Below are 14,872 nucleotides of genomic sequence, written 5' to 3'. Positions count from 1 at the left end.
AGTTTGTGCGCTACTCGCGGCACAGATGCACGGCGAAGCCGGCGAACTCGCGCTTAAAGTACACGAGCTTGGTAGAACCGTCGGGCAGCAGCGCGCGCGACTCCTCGTTAACCTCGAGCCCGCGCTCGGCAAACCACTTCTCGGCCGCATCGATGTCGTTGACGGCAAAGCCGATGTGGCCCTTGGCGCCACGACCGTTCTGCTTCATGACCTCGATCAGCGAATCGTTAAAGTACGAAACCGGGGTCTCGATAACGGGCAAGCCCATCATCGTCGAGAACAGCTCCGCGATCTCCAAGGCGTCTGCCGGGTCGGCGGCGTTGATGCCCACATGGGCGACGCGCATGCCAAAGAGCTCAACCGGATTGGCGTTCTGCTCATTCATACAGGCAGCGCCTACTGAGCCATGACGTCGAGAACGGCCTTCTCGGCAGCAACGCGGTTCATGCCGGTCATGAAGGGCACGCCGCTCACGTACGGGCAGGTGAGGCCCTCGGGGGCAACGGTGGTGGCGATCAGCAGGTCGGCGCCTTCGTCGCAAGCGTCCTTAGCCTCGGAGATGGCGCACTGCACGATCTCATACTTGCCGGCATAACCGTTGGCGTCGAGCATGGTAGCGACCTTCTGGGCAACGAGCGTGGAAGTAGCAGCGCCAGCACCGCAAGCCAAAACGATCTTCTTCATAGGTAATGTCTCCCTTCATGGTTTACTTTAGGTAAGTGTACCGCAGCGAGCGATGGTGCTCGGCTTCGATGCACTTTTGTACCAGTTTGCCTGCGCACTGCGTATAATACATCTAGTACGTGTTGTCATACCGCCTGTTTTATGAGCGACCGAGGAGCTCAATATGCCCGATTCCCGCACACTCTGGACCGCCGTCGTCATTATTTGTATCGCCGTGTCGGTGTTCTTTAGCGTTAAAAAACGCACCACGTTTAAACGCCTGCAGCAGCTTATGGCCGCCAAGCAGTGGGACGAGTTCGATCGTTTGCTCGACGGCAAACTCACCAGCATGCTGTACCCGCGCTACAACCGCGACTACCTGCGCCTGAACTCCTATCTGCTGCGCGAGGACCACGAGCGCGCTGGCGAAATGTTCGACCTGCTGCTGGGGCTCAACCTGCCCAAGATGCAGCGCGTCGACCTGGTAATTAAGGCCTTTAACTACTACGTTGGCCAGGAGGACCGCAAAAAGTCCAAGGAGTTGCTGCACGAGATCAAGGGCTTTGAGGGCGGTCAGGCCGAGGCAGTCGCGCACGAGTGTCAGCTGATGTACGACACGATGATCCTCAAGCGCCACAACGACATTCCCGAACTGGAGCGCATGCTCGAGGATGTCGGCGACGACCCGGTCAAGCGCTGCCGCCTGGAGTACCTGCTGGCCCTGCAGTACAAGAACAAGGGCGACGAGGCCAAGTTCCAGGAGTTCCTAGAGAAGTCGGGCCAGCACTCGATGGCTGTCAACGCGTAACGGGCGGCTTGTGCTAGACTTCTAGTCTCACGGGGGCGTGGCGGAATTGGCATACGCAGGAGACTTAAAATCTCTCGCCGCAAGGATTGTGGGTTCGAGTCCCACCGCCCCTACCATTGGCTTTTACGGGCCCGTATCTCCCAGGGATGCGGGCCCGTTTCTTTTGCACGCCGGTGGGGCTCGAACCCGCGAGGGGGCGAGCGTTAAGCAAACGCGGAGCGTTTGTAGCGAGCCGGCGAGGGCGCCGGCAGGCGACCGAAGCCGGTGCGTATTTGCGAAGCAAATACGCAGACGTCCCACCGCCCCTACCATTGGCTTTACGGGCCCGTGTCCCCAAGGGATGCGGGCCCGTTTCTTTTAGATGCCGTCAACTGCAGGGCAGCTAATTTGGGACGGGGCTTTTTTGACTACTTTTCCGCCCACCCAATGAGTTTTCTGGGACGGGGATTAAAAAATCATTAGGTACACAATGATTTTTTAATCCCCGTCCCAGAAAACTCATTCACGGAAAGGCTCGGGCGGACCATGTAGCTAAAAAAGCCCCGTCCCAAAAAGACTACTTTTAGAGTGTGCTGAGAGTGGGGGTCCAGCCGATGGTGGGGGTCGTGTCATCGAGAACCTCATTGATGGTGGCGGCCATGCCGGCGAGCAGGCTGTTCTCGTTTACGGTGAGCGTCTCGTAGCCACCAGCGCGCATGAGCTCGCGAATCACCACGGCGCCGGCCAAGATCACGCCCGCACGCTTGGGCTGCACGCCTGGCAGCGTGGCGATGCCCGCAACGTCCAGCGCAGACATGCACTCGATAGCGGTCGAGACCTGCTCCATCGAAAGCTCGCGCAGGTGCACAAAGCTCGAATCGTACGGCTCCAGCTCGTGAACGAGTGCAACGAGCGTGGTGACGGTGCCACCCACCGCGACCAAGCGCTCGGCGCGCTCAAAGTTGTTGGGCAGGCTCTCAAAGTACGCCGTAAACTGCTCGTTTGCCCAGTCGGCAGCAGCCGCAAGCTCACCTGCCAAAGGCGGCAGCGCCGAGAAAAACCGCTCTGTTACACGGCGGCAGCCAATGTCCAGCGAACGCGTGCCCTCCAGCGCAAAGACCCCGCGCTCCGGAGCGTATACACCCGTCGCAAGCTCCGTCGACCCGCCGCCCGAATCCGCGACGATGATGCGCTCGCCCGCAAAGTCGTGCGCCACACCAAAAAACGTCAGGCGCGCCTCGACCTCGCCCGGAATCACCTGCGGTTCGAGCCCCAGCTCGCGCAGGCCGCCTAGCAGCAGGGCGGCGTTGGACGCATCACGCGCGGCGCTCGTGCATGTGGTGCAGATGCGCACGGCCCCAAAGGCACGGGCTTCGTCCACAAACATGCGGCACGCAGCGAGCACGCGCTCAACGGCCGCCTCGCAAAAGCGCCCCGTCGCGTCCACGCCCTCGCCCAAGTCGGTGATCTCGGTATGCTTGGACGATTCCACGATCGCCCCGGCCTCGACCTGCGCCAGCACCAGTCGCGACGACACCGTTCCCAGGTCGATCGCGGCCACCTTATATCGTTTGCACTCTGCCATTGCGGGCTCCCTTCCGGGCGTTACTCGCCTACTCGCCGCTGGACGCGACCGTCTGACCCTCGACGCCGTTAAATCCAAACAGCATGTCGAGCGTCTGAATGTACCACGGCGCGTCCTTGCCGACTTCTTCGATCTCCTTGGCCACCTCGCTGGCATTCTTGGCGTTTGAGGACTTTTTGCTCGACGACGAATCCGAATCCTCGTCCAGACCCTGCACTTCAATCCTCTTCTCGCCGGGCATCACCATGCCCAGGTCCCGTGCCGAATCCTTAATGCCCTCTTCCGAGAACCACTTATCAGTGTCTTTTTTCATCTCATCATTGTATTGCTCGCGAATCTCGACCTGCTTGGCCAAGATGTCGCTCGAGCGCTTAGCCACGTACAGGTCGCGTACGGGAAAATACAGGCTCACGAGCGCCAGCGCCACCACGATACCGATAAACAGCAGGCGCAGAGAGCCATGCGTAAAGTCATAGATCGCCTCGACCACCGCATTGTCGTTGGCGTAGCGCATAAAGTCCGCGCCCGAAAGACGGCTCGAAGGTCTGCTCGATTTGTCGTGCGTCTGGGCCGAGGGACGCGACGAATGCGGCGAACGTGTCGGACGTACTGGTCCATCTGTCGAAGTATTCACTTGAGCATTGGGGCGCGAGGTACTTGTCGGGCGCTGCGTGGAGCGGTCGGCGCCGGCGTAGGCGGACCCACCGAGCTGCACCGTGCGCGCAGGGCGAGGCGACGGCTCGCGCGAACCGGCGGAATAGTACCTGTTGTCGTAAATCTGATCCATGTGCGCCTTGTGCGGTTGAGGTTTGTTTGCGCTAAGTCCTTTAGTTATAGCACGAGCATGCGCACCGCCTTCGCCAGCCTTTGCTCGACATAAAAAAGGCGCTGAGCCGTGTGGCCCAGCGCCCGATAGCGCTCTATAGCATCTAGCTGGAGCGGGGCAAAGCCGAGTCTGCCCCCTCCCCGCCAGGCTCGTCTGTCTAGCGAATGTTGTAGAACGCGGCCTTGCCGGCGTAGCGCGCGCTGCCCTCGAGCTCGTCCTCGATGCGGATGAGCTGATTGTACTTGGCGATACGGTCGCTGCGGCACGGGGCGCCCGACTTGATCTGGCCGGCGTTGACGCCCACGACCAGGTCGGCGATCGTGGAGTCCTCGGTCTCGCCGGAGCGGTGGCTCACGATGCAGGCGTAACCGGCCTCCTTGGCGGTCTCGATGGCCTCGAGTGACTCGGTGAGCGTGCCGATCTGGTTGACCTTGACCAGGATCGCGTTGGCGGCACCCAGCTCGATGCCCTTCTTGAGGCGCTCGGTGTTGGTGACGAACAGGTCGTCGCCCACCAGCTGCACTTTGTTGCCAATGCGGCGGGTAAGCTCGACCCAACCGTCCCAATCCTCCTCGGCCATGCCGTCTTCGATGGAGATGATGGGATAGGTGTCGACAAGCTTCTCCCAGTAATCAACCATCTGGGCGCTCGTGTACTCCACACCCTCGCCCTTGAGCTCGTACATGCCGGTCTCGGCGTTGTAGAACTCGGTCGAGGCCGGATCCATGGCGTACATGAAGTCGACGCCGGGCTTAAAGCCGGCCTTCTCCACGGCCTTGGTGATGTACTCGAACGGCTCGGCGTTGGTCTTAAGGTTGGGGGCAAAGCCGCCCTCGTCGCCCACGCCGCCGCCCAGGCCGGCCTCGTGCAGCACGCCCTTGAGGGTGTGGTAGACCTCGGCGCACCAACGCAGGCCCTCGGCAAAGCTCGGGGCGCCCACCGGCATGATCATGAACTCCTGGAAGTCGACGTTATTGTCGGCATGCACGCCGCCGTTGAGGATGTTCATCATGGGCGTGGGCAGCAGGTGGGCGTTGACGCCGCCCAGGTACTGGTACAGCGACAGACCCGCCGACTCGGCAGCGGCGCGGGCAACGGCCAGCGACACGCCCAGGATGGCGTTGGCACCGAGCCTGGTCTTGTTGGGGGTACCGTCCGCGGCAATCAGCGCGGCATCGACGGCGCGCTGGTCGAAGGCGTCGAGGCCCACGACGGCGTTAGCGCACTCGTTGTTGACGTGCTCGACGGCCTGCGAAACGCCCTTGCCCAGGTAGCGGCCCTTGTCGCCATCGCGCAGCTCGCAGGCCTCAAAGGCGCCGGTCGAAGCACCCGAAGGCACCATTGCGCGGCCGAAGCTGCCGTCCTCGAGCACGACCTCGACCTCGACGGTGGGATTGCCGCGGCTGTCGAGCACCTCACGACCGTAGACGTCCAAAATATCGCTCATGTTGTCTCCCTCTCACTTGGAAACGTAGTGGATGCAAGCGACTGGCCGACTGCGCACCGTCGGTGCGCCTCCGTAAGTTAGCCGTCGCACTTTTTGCATTATGCCCTAAGTTAGCCGAAGGATACAATTGTTTTTCGAATTATTTAGCGGGAACGATGAGGCATGTCAGCCCGTCGTTCCCGCAGTCTTACTCCTCCGCCTTGGCGGCGTCCCACAGGTCGTTGAGGCCGTGGGTCGAAAGCTCGGCAAGATCCACGTGGACGTCGGTTGCCATCTGCTCCATCGCGGCCCAACGGCGGCGGAACTTTGCCGTACTGGCGCGCAGGGCACTCTCGGCGTCAATCCCCTCTTTGCGCGCAACGTTGACCAGGGCAAAGAGCAGGTCGCCAAACTCCATCTCGCGCTCGGGCGAGCCGGGCTCCTCGGCCTCAAACTCGGCACGCTCCTCGGCAACCTCGTCCCACACATCCTGGACCGTCTCCCACTCAAAGCCCACGGCAGCCGCCTTACGCGACACCTTCTGAGCCTGCATCAGCGCCGGCAGATGCGTGGGCACGCCGTCGAGCAGGCCCTCGGGCGTTGCCTCGCCCGCTGCCACGGCCTTGTCCTTGACGGCCCTCTCGGCAAGCTTGACCTCGTCCCAGATCTTGAGCACCTCGTCGGAGTTCTCGGCATCCGCATCGCCAAACACGTGCGGGTGGCGGCGGATGAGTTTGGCGTCGATATCGCGTGCCACATCGGCCAGCGTAAACTCACCGGCGTCCGCCGCAATCTGCGCATGCAGCACAACCTGCATGAGCACGTCGCCGAGCTCCTCGCGCAGATGCGCCACGTCGTCCGCCTCGATGCAATCGAGCGCCTCGTAGGCCTCCTCGATCATGTTCTTGCCGATGCTCTGATGAGTCTGTTCGCGGTCCCACGGGCAGCCATCGGGCTGACGCAGGCGCCAGATGGTCTGCACCAGATGCTGCAGCTCGGCCGACGCATCTACCAGCGTCGACAGGTCGCGCGAACCCTCGGCATTTTGCTGAGCCATATGCTCGGCCATGGTTATTCCTCCTCCAGGATCACGTGACGGAACGCGCCGCCCTCGTAGATACCGTAGCTGTGCGTACCGTCCTTGGGAATGCTCACGCTGCCGGGATTGAACAGCCACAGGCCCGGGTGTGCCTCGCTTGCCTCGTTAACCTTGATATGCGTGTGACCGTAGACGAGCGCGGAGCCCTCGGGCAGCGCAGGCGCGTGGTCGACGCTGTTGTGCATGCCGGCGCCAAAGACATGGCCATGCGTCAGGAACAGCTCGCGGCCGGCCTCGTCGAACAGCGTGGCGTAGTCTGCCATGACGGGAAAGTCGAGCACCATCTGGTCGACCTCGGCGTCACAGTTGCCGCGCACCGCGATGATGCGGTCGGCCAGGGCGTTGAGCAGCGGAATCACGCGCTTGGGGGTGTAATCGCGCGGCAGGTCGTTACGCGGGCCGTGGTAGAGCAGGTCGCCCAGCAGCACGATGCGGTCGGGCTGCTCGGACTCGATGGCGTCGCACAGGCGCTCGGCCCAATATGCCGAGCCGTGGATGTCGGAGGCGATGAGGTATTTCATGGGAAGTCCTTTCGGGATGGGGCAAATAGGGTTGGCGTGGCGCGTCGCTCGCCCGTGCTACTCAAATTGCAGTACCGCGCTCTGAGCTGCCTGCATCACGCGCTGGAGCGGCGCGTTGTGCTCGCGGGCAAGACGGGCACAATCCTCGTACTCGGGTGCCGCGCGCTCGCTGCCGTCGGGCAGGGTGGCTACTTTGACGGCCACCTCGCCCCAAGGCGTCGCTACCTGCTCAAAACGACGCGGCAGGCAGACGCGTTCCATCACCTGGCGACGAACGGCGTTGGTCGTGGTCTCCAAAAAGATAATCGTCTGTAGGCGCTCGATATCCTCGTGCGAGCAGATCACCTGCAGCTGCCAGCCGGGGCGACCTTTTTTGCAGTAGAGAGGCAGCCAGTGCACCTCGCGCGCACCTGCCTCGCGCAGGCGGTCGGCGGCATAGGCGAGTACCTCGGGCGATGCATCGTCGATGTCGCACTCCAGCTTGACGATGGTTTCGGGCGCATCGGTCTCGCGGGACAGCGGAGATGTACTTCCACGTTGCATACGGTCCGGATCCTTTCCGCACGGGCTCGTTTTGTTCACCCAAACGCTAGCACATCGGACGTGGCGCAGACGTGACTTTCGTCCATCGCCGCCCTCGCCCCTATCCAAACGTGTACGTCAGCCTCCAAACATGCCATTTTTTGTCGGTTTTGGAGGCTGACGTACACGTTTTGAGAGCGCAATCGAGGCCGCACCGCGCGCCGCGCAGCCTTTCCAATCGATTTCGACCCCCGACGTGCCCGGCGTTTTGAGAGTTACGCCATTACAATGGAGCGGATTCGCCAAATGCAAAGGAGTCGCCATGCCCGCATGCCCGCTGGTCGATTGCCACACCCATACTTCGTTTTCGGACGGCCATGCCTCGTTTGAGGAAAACGTTCGCGCTGCCGCGGCCGCTGGCTGTCGGGTCATGGTCTCGACCGACCACCTCACCTTGCCCGCCAGCATGGATGCCAACTGCGAGGTGCAGGTTGTCGAAAGCGACTTGCCGGCGCACCGTCTGGCTTTTGAGGACGCCCGCAAGCTTGCCGCGCAGATCGCACCCGAACTCGAGCTTATCTATGGCTTTGAATGCGATTGGTACCAAGGTTGCGAGCCTTTGGTTGAGAGCTGGTACCAGGGCGCCATCGTACGCCTGGGTAGCGTGCATTGGATTGGCAACCCAGGCGATATTGCGGCAGGCGCCGCAGGCACGGCGGGGACAGAGGACGTCGCTCGCCCCGACACGCCCGATTCGCTCTGCGGCTGGATTGACGACGATACCAACCTGCATGTTTGGGAAAACTTAGGCGTGCGCGGCGTATGGGAGCGCTATGTCGACGACTGGTGCCGCGCCTGCGAGAGCTCGCTCAACTTTGACGTGATGGCCCATCCCGACCTAGTCATGCGTTTTTCGAAAGAGGGCTTTGCGCCCGACTTTAACCCCATGCCCTTTTGGGAGCAGATGGCCGAGTGCGCGCACGATACGGGCCGCCGCGTTGAGATCTCGACCGCCGCACCGCGTAAGGGCCTCGACGACTACTATCCCGCGACCAAGCTGTTGCGTTGCTTCGCCCACGCCGAGGTGCCGATTACTTTTGGCTCGGACGCACACCGCGCCTGCGACATCTGCTGGAACATCCGCGAGGCTCAGGCCCACGCCTACGACTGCGGCTACCGAACCTTCGATATCCCCCACGCCACCGGCGAATGGGAACCCACGCCCCTCGCCTAAGACTAGTCGTTGGGGACGTTCTTAAACAACTATTGACGGCGGGCGTTGAGTTCGCCGGCCAGCTCATCGAGGGTGATGCCGTAGCGCTCGAGCGTCACGAGCAGGTGGTAGATCAGGTCGCCGGCCTCGTAGCGGATGTGGTCGTGATCGTTATCCTTGCAGGCCATGATGACCTCGCTCGTCTCCTCGGCAAGCTTCTTGAGCAGCTCGTCCTCGACATCGGTCAGCAGGCGAGCGGTATAGCTCTCCTGCGGCGATGCGTCGCGACGGCCGTGAATCACCCCGGCGAGCCCCGTCAGCGTCTCACCGATATTTCCATCCTGAACATTCGCGGTGCGCACACCCATGGTTCAATCCTTTCTGGTTGGCCAAGCGCCTGGTCGAGCGCCCGCCCTACGCGAGTTTTCTAAAGAAGCAGGTACGGTTGCCGGTATGGCAGGCCGGACCCGGCGAGTCGACCTTGACCAGCAGCGTATCGCTATCGCAGTCGGCCCAGAGCTCCTTGACCTCCTGCATATTGCCGCTCGTCGCGCCCTTGTTCCAGAGCTCCTGGCGGCTGCGGCTCCAAAACCACGTGGTACCGGTCTTGAGCGTCAGCCCCACCGATTCCTCGTTCATCCAAGCAACCATAAGCACCTCACCGGTGTCATACTGCTGAACCACACAAGGAATCAGCCCACGGTCGTCGTATTTGAGCTCTGCCGCGATTGTCACTTGCTCCATTTAGAAGTCCAATCTCACAGGTATTCCCTGGCTGGCCATGTATTCTTTGACTTCGCGAATGCTGAAGGCCCCAAAGTGAAAGACACTTGCTGCCAGCACGGCATCGGCTTCGCCCTCGATCACGCCCTCGGCAAAATGCTCGAGCGTGCCCACGCCGCCGCTTGCGATCACCGGGATCGGCACCGCGCGCGCCACGGCGCGGGTGAGTGCCAGGTCGAAGCCAACCTTGGTGCCGTCGCGATCCATGCTGGTGAGCAAGATCTCACCGGCGCCGCGACGAGCCGCTTCCTCGGCCCACGCCACCGCATCGATACCCGTGGCGTTACGGCCGCCCGCGGTAAAGACCTCCCACTTGTCGGCTCCCGGCTCACCGGGCAGACCAACACGCTTGGCATCGATCGCCACGACCACGGCCTGGCTGCCAAATGCAGCAGCAGCTTGGCTGACCAGCGACGGATCGCGCACGGCAGCAGAGTTGAGCGACACCTTATCGGCACCGGCAGCCACCATGGTTCGCATGCCCGCCAGGTCACGAAAACCGCCGCCCACGGTATAGGGAATGGCCAGCTCCTCGGCCGCATGCGCCGCCATCTCAATGGTCGTCGCACGGTTGTCGCTCGTCGCAGTGATGTCCAGGAACACGACTTCGTCCGCGCCCTCGCGGTCGTAGACGCGCGCCAGCTCCACCGGATCGCCCGCATCGCGCAGGCTCACAAAGTTGACGCCCTTGACCACGCGGCCGTCCTTAACGTCCAGACAGGGAATCACACGCTTGGCAAGCATGGGTTACTCCTCCCCTCGGGCGGCGGCCAGCGCCTGTACCAGCGTAAAGTTGCCCTCGTAGAGTGCGCGACCGGTGATCGCACCCTCAATAGCATCCTCACCCACCGCGGCAAGCGCGCAGATATCGTCGAGTGTCGAGATGCCACCCGAAGCCACGACGGGAAAACCCGCGACCTCGGCCACATGGCGATACGCCGCCACGTCGATGCCCGTCTGCATGCCATCGCGCGCGATGTCGGTGTACACCAAATGCTTAAAGCCCAACTCGGAAAGCTGCGCCACCGCATCATCGAGCGCCACGCCCGCGCCATCGCGCCAGCCGTTCACCTTGACCTGGCCGTCACGGGCGGCGATGTCTGCCACCAGCAGCTCGCCAAAGCCGCGCGCTGCCACCTCGGCAAAACCCGGCTCGGTCACCAGCACGGTCCCCAGCGCAATACGGCGCGCGCCATAGCCGGCCAGCTCGTCGATGCGTGCGAGCGAGCGGACGCCGCCGCCCACGTCCACGGACAGACCGTCGACGCCGCAGATAGCCTTGATCGCCGTCGAGTTGGCAGCGCATGCGTCCTCATCCTCGCCAAAGGCAGCGGACAGATCGACGACATGCACCCAGTTCGCACCCTGCTCGGCAAACGAGCGGGCGACGGCGACGGGGTTGTCGGAATATACCTTGCAGCGGCTGCGATCGCCGCGCTCCAAGCGCACGACCTTGCCGCCGATCAGATCGATTGCGGGGAACAGGATCATCGGCCGGCCTCCTCGACGATGTTGACGAAGTTCTTAAGGATGCGCTGTCCCAGCGCGGAGGATTTCTCGGGATGGAACTGGCAGCCCCACACGTTGCCGTGGCGCACGATGCACGGGAAGCTCCGCGTGTAGTGCGTGCGCGCCAGAACATCGGCGGCATCGACATCGTCGGCCACCGCATAGCTGTGGGTGAAGTACATGTTGGCGCCCTCGGCAAAACCGGCGAGCAACGGATCGGCCGCGCCGGCGGGCGTCATGTGCACCTGGTCCCAGCCCACGTGCGGCACCTTCAGGCGACTCGATTCCAAGCGCGTGCACGAGCCGCGCATAATGCCCAGGCCATCGACCCAGGGACCGCCGGCCTGCTCGGAGGCATCGTCGTCCGCGTCCGCGCCCTCGTCCGCCGGCACGCCCTCGTCGCCGCGTTCAAAAAACAGCTGAAGGCCCAGGCAGATGCCGAGCAGAGGAGTTCCGGCGGCAACGGCGTCAAGCACGGCCGCCTCCTCGCCGCTCTGGCGCATAAAGGCGATCGCGTCATAGAACGCGCCCACGCCCGGGATGACCAGGCCGTCGGCGTTGCGAATCTGCTCCGGATCGTCCGATGTGCAGGCAGCGGCACCGGCGCGCGCAAGCCCGCGCACGACGCTCGACAAGTTGCCCTTGTGGTAGTCGACCACCACGATCTTCGGTTCGCCCACGCGACCCTCCTTTTTCCATCATCCAAAACCACCACAAAGGGGACAGGCACCTTTGTGGTGGTTTCTGCCTATATGGCGGTTACAGCGAGCCCTTGGTGCTGGGGATTCCTTGCACGCGGGGATCAAGCTCGCAGGCGTGGCGCATCGTGCGTCCCACGGCCTTAAAGGCGGCCTCGATAATGTGGTGCGAGTTGCCGCCCGCCAGCTCGCGCACGTGCAGCGTGAGTTTGGCGTCTCGCGCAAAAGCGTAGAAGAACTCGACGGCCAGCTCGGTATCAAAGGTGCCCACGCGCTCGGTCGGCACGGGCAGATCGCAATAGGCCTGCCCGCGACCCGAGATATCAACGGCGGCTATCACGAGCGTCTCGTCCATGGCAATCGCCGCATCGGCAAAGCGCGTAATGCCCGCCTTGTCACCCAGTGCCTGGCAAAACGCCTCGCCCAGCACAATGCCCGTGTCCTCGACGGTGTGGTGCGCGTCGACCTCCACGTCGCCCACCGCATGTACCGTCAGATCGAACAGACCATGGCGGCCAAGGGCGTTGAGCATGTGGTCGAAAAACGGCACGCCGGTCGAGATATCGCACACGCCGGATCCGTCCAGATCGAGCTTAACGACAATGTCGGTCTCGCCCGTCTTGCGGGTTGCCTCGGCATAACGGCCCATCTACATCTCCTCCTTCACCAGCGCGGCAAACGCAGCCAGCACCTCGTCGTTTTCCTGCGGGGTACCCACGGTAATGCGCAGACAGTCCGCAAGCCCCGGCGCGTAGCTAAAGTCGCGCACCAAAATTGAATACTCGTCGCGCAGGCGCTCGCGCACGCACGTGGCGTGCGGTGTGCGCACGAGCACAAAGTTTGCTGCGCTCGGCCATGCCTCCACGGGCATGCCCTCGGCAGCCATTGCACGCAGGGCGCACAACTCGCGTTCGCGCTCGGATGCAACTTGCGCCACCACGGGCGCATACGCATCGCGGGCACGCACGCAGGCAAGCGCCGCGGCCTGGCTCAGCACGTTGACTGAATAGATCTGGCGAATCGCCGCGAACACGTCGATGACCTCGGGGGTCGCGATCACGTAGCCCAGACGCGTGCCGGCGGCGCCAAACGCCTTGGACAGCGTATGCAAAATCACCAGGTTAGGATGCTCGGCGATAAGCCCTTGCGCCGTGGTGGCCGCGCCAAACGAATCGTCGGCAAACTCCACGTAGGCCTCGTCGACCATCACCATGCCGGGGCAGGCATCGCACAGGGCCGCGATAAAGTCGAGCGGCGCCACGTCGCCCGTAGGATTGTTGGGCGAGGTCACAATCGCCAGGTTGCACTCGGGTGCGGCCGCGAGCACAGCCGCCTGGTCGAGCTCAAAAGTTGCCGGGTCGCGCCACACGTCGCGCACCTCGGTCTGACAGAGCGACGCAAAGAACGCGTACTCGCTAAAGCACGGCGGGCAGTTAAGCAGGGTCCGCCCCGCGCCGCCAAACGCCAACAGGTAGTTATAGAGCAGCTCGTCGCCGCCGTTGCCCACGCAGACATTCTCGCGCGCCACACCATGCCAAGCGGCCAGCTCGTCGCGCAGATCGTTGGACATGGGATCGGGATAACGGTTGAGCGGCGTGGCAGCCAGGGCGGCGTCGACCGCCTCGCGCACGCCAGCCGGCACGGGATAGGTGTTCTCGTTGGCCGAAAGGTTGATGCGCGTGGGCGTAAAGTTGGGATCGTAGGGCTCAATGCCGGCCAAGTAGGGCTGGACGAGCTCCTTCATACGGGGCGTGAGCTCGGCCATATCAGGCCTCCTTGCCAGTCGCGCCGGCGCCATCCGCGCCCGCAGCCGCCAGGTCCACGCCCTCGGCAACCGTCGCCACGGCGTCGCCCGGCCAGGCAACCTTGGTCAGGTCGGCCGCGGCGATCGACTCGGCGCTCACGGCATCCTCGCCCTGCTCCAACACGCGGCGGCGCAGGGCGGCGGAAAGCGCGTGTGCCCACAGACCCTCGGCCTCGGCTAGACGCTGCGTGGCAGGAGCATCGGAGAGCAGGCCCTCGGGTGTATAGCAAATGACACTCGAGCGCTTAACGAACTCTTCGACCGAAAGCGGGTTGGAGAACATGGCCGTGCCGCCGGTCGGCAGCGTGTGGTTGGGGCCAGCAACATAATCGCCGAGCGGCTCGGAGCTCCAGGCGCCCACAAAGATGGCGCCGGCGTTGCGGATGCCGCCGAGCAGGCCCATTGCATCCTTGCAGTGCAGCTCCAGGTGCTCGGGCGCCACGGTGTTCACGGCCTCGACGGCGGCAGCCATATCGGCGGCCACCACGATGGTGCCCTCGTTGTCGAGCGAGGAGCGCGTGATCTCGGCACGCGGCGACTGCGCCACTAGAATGTCGATACCCGCCTCGACCTCGCGCGCAAACTGCTCGTCGCAGGTCACCAGATAGCAGGCGGCCAGCGGATCGTGCTCGGCCTGGGCCATCAGGTCGGCCGCGACCACCATGGGCTTGGCCGTGGCATCGGCCAGCACGCAGACCTCGGAGGGGCCGGCGACCATGTCGATGCCCACGTCGCCCGAAACAATCTGCTTGGCCGCGGCGACAAAGGCGTTGCCCGGGCCGGTGATCTTGTCGACGCGTGGAATGGTCTCGGTACCGTACGCCAGCGCGGCCACGGCCTGGGCGCCGCCCACCATATAGATCTCGTCCACGCCGCCGAGCTTGGCCGCGGCGAGCGTATAGGGGCTGATCAGGCCGTCCTTTTGTGGCGGCGTCACCATGACCACGCGCTTGACGCCGGCCACCTTGGCAGGGATAGCGTTCATGAGCACGGTGGAGGGATACTGCGCGCGACCGCCCGGCACGTAGATGCCGGCCGCGGCAAGCGGGGTCACCTTAACGCCGAGCATCGTGCCGTCCGGGCGCGTGGTAAACCAGCTCTGCTCGACCTCGCGCTGGTGAAACTCACGAATCTGGCGCGCAGCCTTCTCGAGCGCGGCGACAAAGGCCGGGTCGAGGCCTTCGAGCGCAGCATCGATCTGCTCTTGCGGCAGACGAAAGCTCTGCAGCTCGACACCGTCAAAACGCTGGCAGTAATCGCGCACCGCAGCATCGCCGTTGGCACGCACGTTGGCCACGATATCGCGGGCGGCGTCGACGATGTTTTGCGGCAGCACACCCTTGCGGTTGAGCTGGTTGGTAACGAGGCTCTCACCGGGAGCAAGCTTGATGGTCTTCATATCGGTATCCTCTATCGGTCGAGGTTGCGTTTGGAAA

18 protein-coding genes and 1 tRNA gene are annotated in these 14,872 nt (G+C 63.4%); 3 read left to right on the top strand and 16 right to left on the bottom strand.

Features of this window, described 5'->3' with window-relative positions; translation table 11 throughout:
* Positions 1-10: 10 nt before the first annotated feature.
* Positions 11-385 carry a VOC family protein gene (locus tag DWX25_RS00310; protein ID WP_117798403.1) on the bottom strand — a complete coding sequence of 125 codons (375 nt, stop codon included), beginning with the start codon at positions 383-385 and terminating at the stop codon, positions 11-13.
* An 11-nt stretch (positions 386-396) separates the two neighbouring features.
* The gene (locus tag DWX25_RS00305; protein WP_055252380.1) at positions 397-684 is read right to left on the bottom strand and encodes a PTS sugar transporter subunit IIB; all 288 of its coding nucleotides are present in this window, start codon (positions 682-684) and stop codon (positions 397-399) included.
* Positions 685-847: 163 nt separating this feature from the next.
* On the opposite strand from DWX25_RS00305, the gene DWX25_RS00300 reads away from it, so the two are divergent.
* Together DWX25_RS00300 and DWX25_RS00295 are read left to right on the top strand one after the other, a co-directional pair.
* Complete coding sequence (locus DWX25_RS00300) at positions 848-1,471, top strand: hypothetical protein (RefSeq protein WP_117743691.1); 624 nt, start codon at positions 848-850, stop codon at positions 1,469-1,471.
* 31 nt (positions 1,472-1,502) lie between these two features.
* Positions 1,503-1,587 (top strand) — tRNA-Leu (locus DWX25_RS00295).
* 446 nt (positions 1,588-2,033) lie between these two features.
* Here DWX25_RS00295 and DWX25_RS00290 read toward each other — a convergent pair.
* The 6 genes from DWX25_RS00290 to larC form a co-directional block, all read right to left on the bottom strand.
* Complete coding sequence (locus DWX25_RS00290; protein ID WP_117798402.1) at positions 2,034-3,035, bottom strand: hypothetical protein; 1,002 nt, start codon at positions 3,033-3,035, stop codon at positions 2,034-2,036.
* 28 nt (positions 3,036-3,063) lie between these two features.
* Entirely contained in the window at positions 3,064-3,822 is a 759-nt protein-coding gene (locus DWX25_RS09580; RefSeq protein WP_233505166.1) for a hypothetical protein, read from the bottom strand.
* Between the two features lie 196 nt (positions 3,823-4,018).
* The gene (gene eno, locus DWX25_RS00280; protein WP_117743689.1) at positions 4,019-5,308 is read right to left on the bottom strand and encodes a phosphopyruvate hydratase; all 1,290 of its coding nucleotides are present in this window, start codon (positions 5,306-5,308) and stop codon (positions 4,019-4,021) included.
* Positions 5,309-5,495: 187 nt separating this feature from the next.
* Positions 5,496-6,356, bottom strand: coding sequence for a nucleoside triphosphate pyrophosphohydrolase (gene mazG, locus DWX25_RS00275; protein ID WP_117798401.1), 861 nt, complete (start codon positions 6,354-6,356; stop codon positions 5,496-5,498).
* Positions 6,357-6,358: 2 nt separating this feature from the next.
* Positions 6,359-6,907: a phosphodiesterase gene (yfcE, locus tag DWX25_RS00270; RefSeq protein ID WP_117798400.1), complete on the bottom strand. Its 549-nt coding sequence runs from the start codon at positions 6,905-6,907 to the stop codon at positions 6,359-6,361.
* A 57-nt stretch (positions 6,908-6,964) separates the two neighbouring features.
* On the bottom strand, positions 6,965-7,450 hold the full coding sequence (larC, locus tag DWX25_RS00265; RefSeq protein ID WP_117798399.1) for a nickel insertion protein: 486 nt from the start codon (positions 7,448-7,450) through the stop codon (positions 6,965-6,967).
* A 301-nt stretch (positions 7,451-7,751) separates the two neighbouring features.
* On the opposite strand from larC, the gene DWX25_RS00260 reads away from it, so the two are divergent.
* Positions 7,752-8,663, top strand: coding sequence for a PHP domain-containing protein (locus DWX25_RS00260; RefSeq protein ID WP_117798398.1), 912 nt, complete (start codon positions 7,752-7,754; stop codon positions 8,661-8,663).
* A 29-nt stretch (positions 8,664-8,692) separates the two neighbouring features.
* On the opposite strand, the gene hisE is transcribed toward DWX25_RS00260, so the two are convergent.
* From hisE to hisD, 8 genes are all read right to left on the bottom strand, one after another.
* Positions 8,693-9,010 (bottom strand): phosphoribosyl-ATP diphosphatase, encoded by a 318-nt coding sequence (gene hisE, locus DWX25_RS00255; protein ID WP_117798397.1) that lies wholly within the window; start codon positions 9,008-9,010, stop codon positions 8,693-8,695.
* 46 nt (positions 9,011-9,056) lie between these two features.
* On the bottom strand, positions 9,057-9,386 hold the full coding sequence (hisI, locus tag DWX25_RS00250; RefSeq protein ID WP_117798396.1) for a phosphoribosyl-AMP cyclohydrolase: 330 nt from the start codon (positions 9,384-9,386) through the stop codon (positions 9,057-9,059).
* On the bottom strand, positions 9,387-10,169 hold the full coding sequence (gene hisF, locus DWX25_RS00245) for an imidazole glycerol phosphate synthase subunit HisF (protein ID WP_117798395.1): 783 nt from the start codon (positions 10,167-10,169) through the stop codon (positions 9,387-9,389).
* Positions 10,170-10,172: 3 nt separating this feature from the next.
* Positions 10,173-10,916: a HisA/HisF-related TIM barrel protein gene (locus tag DWX25_RS00240; protein WP_117798394.1), complete on the bottom strand. Its 744-nt coding sequence runs from the start codon at positions 10,914-10,916 to the stop codon at positions 10,173-10,175.
* The gene (locus DWX25_RS00235; protein WP_117798393.1) at positions 10,913-11,614 is read right to left on the bottom strand and encodes an imidazole glycerol phosphate synthase subunit HisH; all 702 of its coding nucleotides are present in this window, start codon (positions 11,612-11,614) and stop codon (positions 10,913-10,915) included. Before DWX25_RS00235 ends, DWX25_RS00240 begins: the two co-directional genes overlap by 4 nt.
* Positions 11,615-11,693: 79 nt before the next feature.
* Positions 11,694-12,281, bottom strand: coding sequence for an imidazoleglycerol-phosphate dehydratase HisB (gene hisB / locus DWX25_RS00230; RefSeq protein WP_117798392.1), 588 nt, complete (start codon positions 12,279-12,281; stop codon positions 11,694-11,696).
* Positions 12,282-13,397 carry a histidinol-phosphate transaminase gene (hisC, locus tag DWX25_RS00225; protein WP_199412280.1) on the bottom strand — a complete coding sequence of 372 codons (1,116 nt, stop codon included), beginning with the start codon at positions 13,395-13,397 and terminating at the stop codon, positions 12,282-12,284.
* A 1-nt stretch (position 13,398) separates the two neighbouring features.
* Positions 13,399-14,835: a histidinol dehydrogenase gene (hisD, locus tag DWX25_RS00220; RefSeq protein WP_117858831.1), complete on the bottom strand. Its 1,437-nt coding sequence runs from the start codon at positions 14,833-14,835 to the stop codon at positions 13,399-13,401.
* Positions 14,836-14,872: the final 37 nt, after the last annotated feature.

Source organism: Collinsella sp. AF18-8LB, from assembly GCF_003459795.1.
Classification (GTDB): domain Bacteria; phylum Actinomycetota; class Coriobacteriia; order Coriobacteriales; family Coriobacteriaceae; genus Collinsella.
Note: the sequence above shows the minus strand (reverse complement) of the source record. Positions and strands in the feature narration are given on the sequence as shown.

Excerpts from the sequence above, each read along its gene's own strand:
- DWX25_RS00310 (WP_117798403.1), bottom strand. The coding sequence starts at position 385 with ATGAATGAGCAGAACGCCAATCCGGTTGAGCTCTTTGGCATGCGCGTC.
- hisB (WP_117798392.1), bottom strand. The coding sequence starts at position 12,281 with ATGGGCCGTTATGCCGAGGCAACCCGCAAGACGGGCGAGACCGACATT.
- mazG (WP_117798401.1), bottom strand. The coding sequence starts at position 6,356 with ATGGCCGAGCATATGGCTCAGCAAAATGCCGAGGGTTCGCGCGACCTG.
- DWX25_RS00260 (WP_117798398.1), top strand. The coding sequence starts at position 7,752 with ATGCCCGCATGCCCGCTGGTCGATTGCCACACCCATACTTCGTTTTCG.
- hisF (WP_117798395.1), bottom strand. The coding sequence starts at position 10,169 with ATGCTTGCCAAGCGTGTGATTCCCTGTCTGGACGTTAAGGACGGCCGC.
- DWX25_RS00300 (WP_117743691.1), top strand. The coding sequence starts at position 848 with ATGCCCGATTCCCGCACACTCTGGACCGCCGTCGTCATTATTTGTATC.
- larC (WP_117798399.1), bottom strand. The coding sequence starts at position 7,450 with ATGCAACGTGGAAGTACATCTCCGCTGTCCCGCGAGACCGATGCGCCC.
- hisC (WP_199412280.1), bottom strand. The coding sequence starts at position 13,397 with ATGGCCGAGCTCACGCCCCGTATGAAGGAGCTCGTCCAGCCCTACTTG.
- eno (WP_117743689.1), bottom strand. The coding sequence starts at position 5,308 with ATGAGCGATATTTTGGACGTCTACGGTCGTGAGGTGCTCGACAGCCGC.
- DWX25_RS09580 (WP_233505166.1), bottom strand. The coding sequence starts at position 3,822 with ATGGATCAGATTTACGACAACAGGTACTATTCCGCCGGTTCGCGCGAG.
- yfcE (WP_117798400.1), bottom strand. The coding sequence starts at position 6,907 with ATGAAATACCTCATCGCCTCCGACATCCACGGCTCGGCATATTGGGCC.
- DWX25_RS00290 (WP_117798402.1), bottom strand. The coding sequence starts at position 3,035 with ATGGCAGAGTGCAAACGATATAAGGTGGCCGCGATCGACCTGGGAACG.
- hisD (WP_117858831.1), bottom strand. The coding sequence starts at position 14,835 with ATGAAGACCATCAAGCTTGCTCCCGGTGAGAGCCTCGTTACCAACCAG.
- DWX25_RS00305 (WP_055252380.1), bottom strand. The coding sequence starts at position 684 with ATGAAGAAGATCGTTTTGGCTTGCGGTGCTGGCGCTGCTACTTCCACG.
- hisI (WP_117798396.1), bottom strand. The coding sequence starts at position 9,386 with ATGGAGCAAGTGACAATCGCGGCAGAGCTCAAATACGACGACCGTGGG.
- DWX25_RS00240 (WP_117798394.1), bottom strand. The coding sequence starts at position 10,916 with ATGATCCTGTTCCCCGCAATCGATCTGATCGGCGGCAAGGTCGTGCGC.
- hisE (WP_117798397.1), bottom strand. The coding sequence starts at position 9,010 with ATGGGTGTGCGCACCGCGAATGTTCAGGATGGAAATATCGGTGAGACG.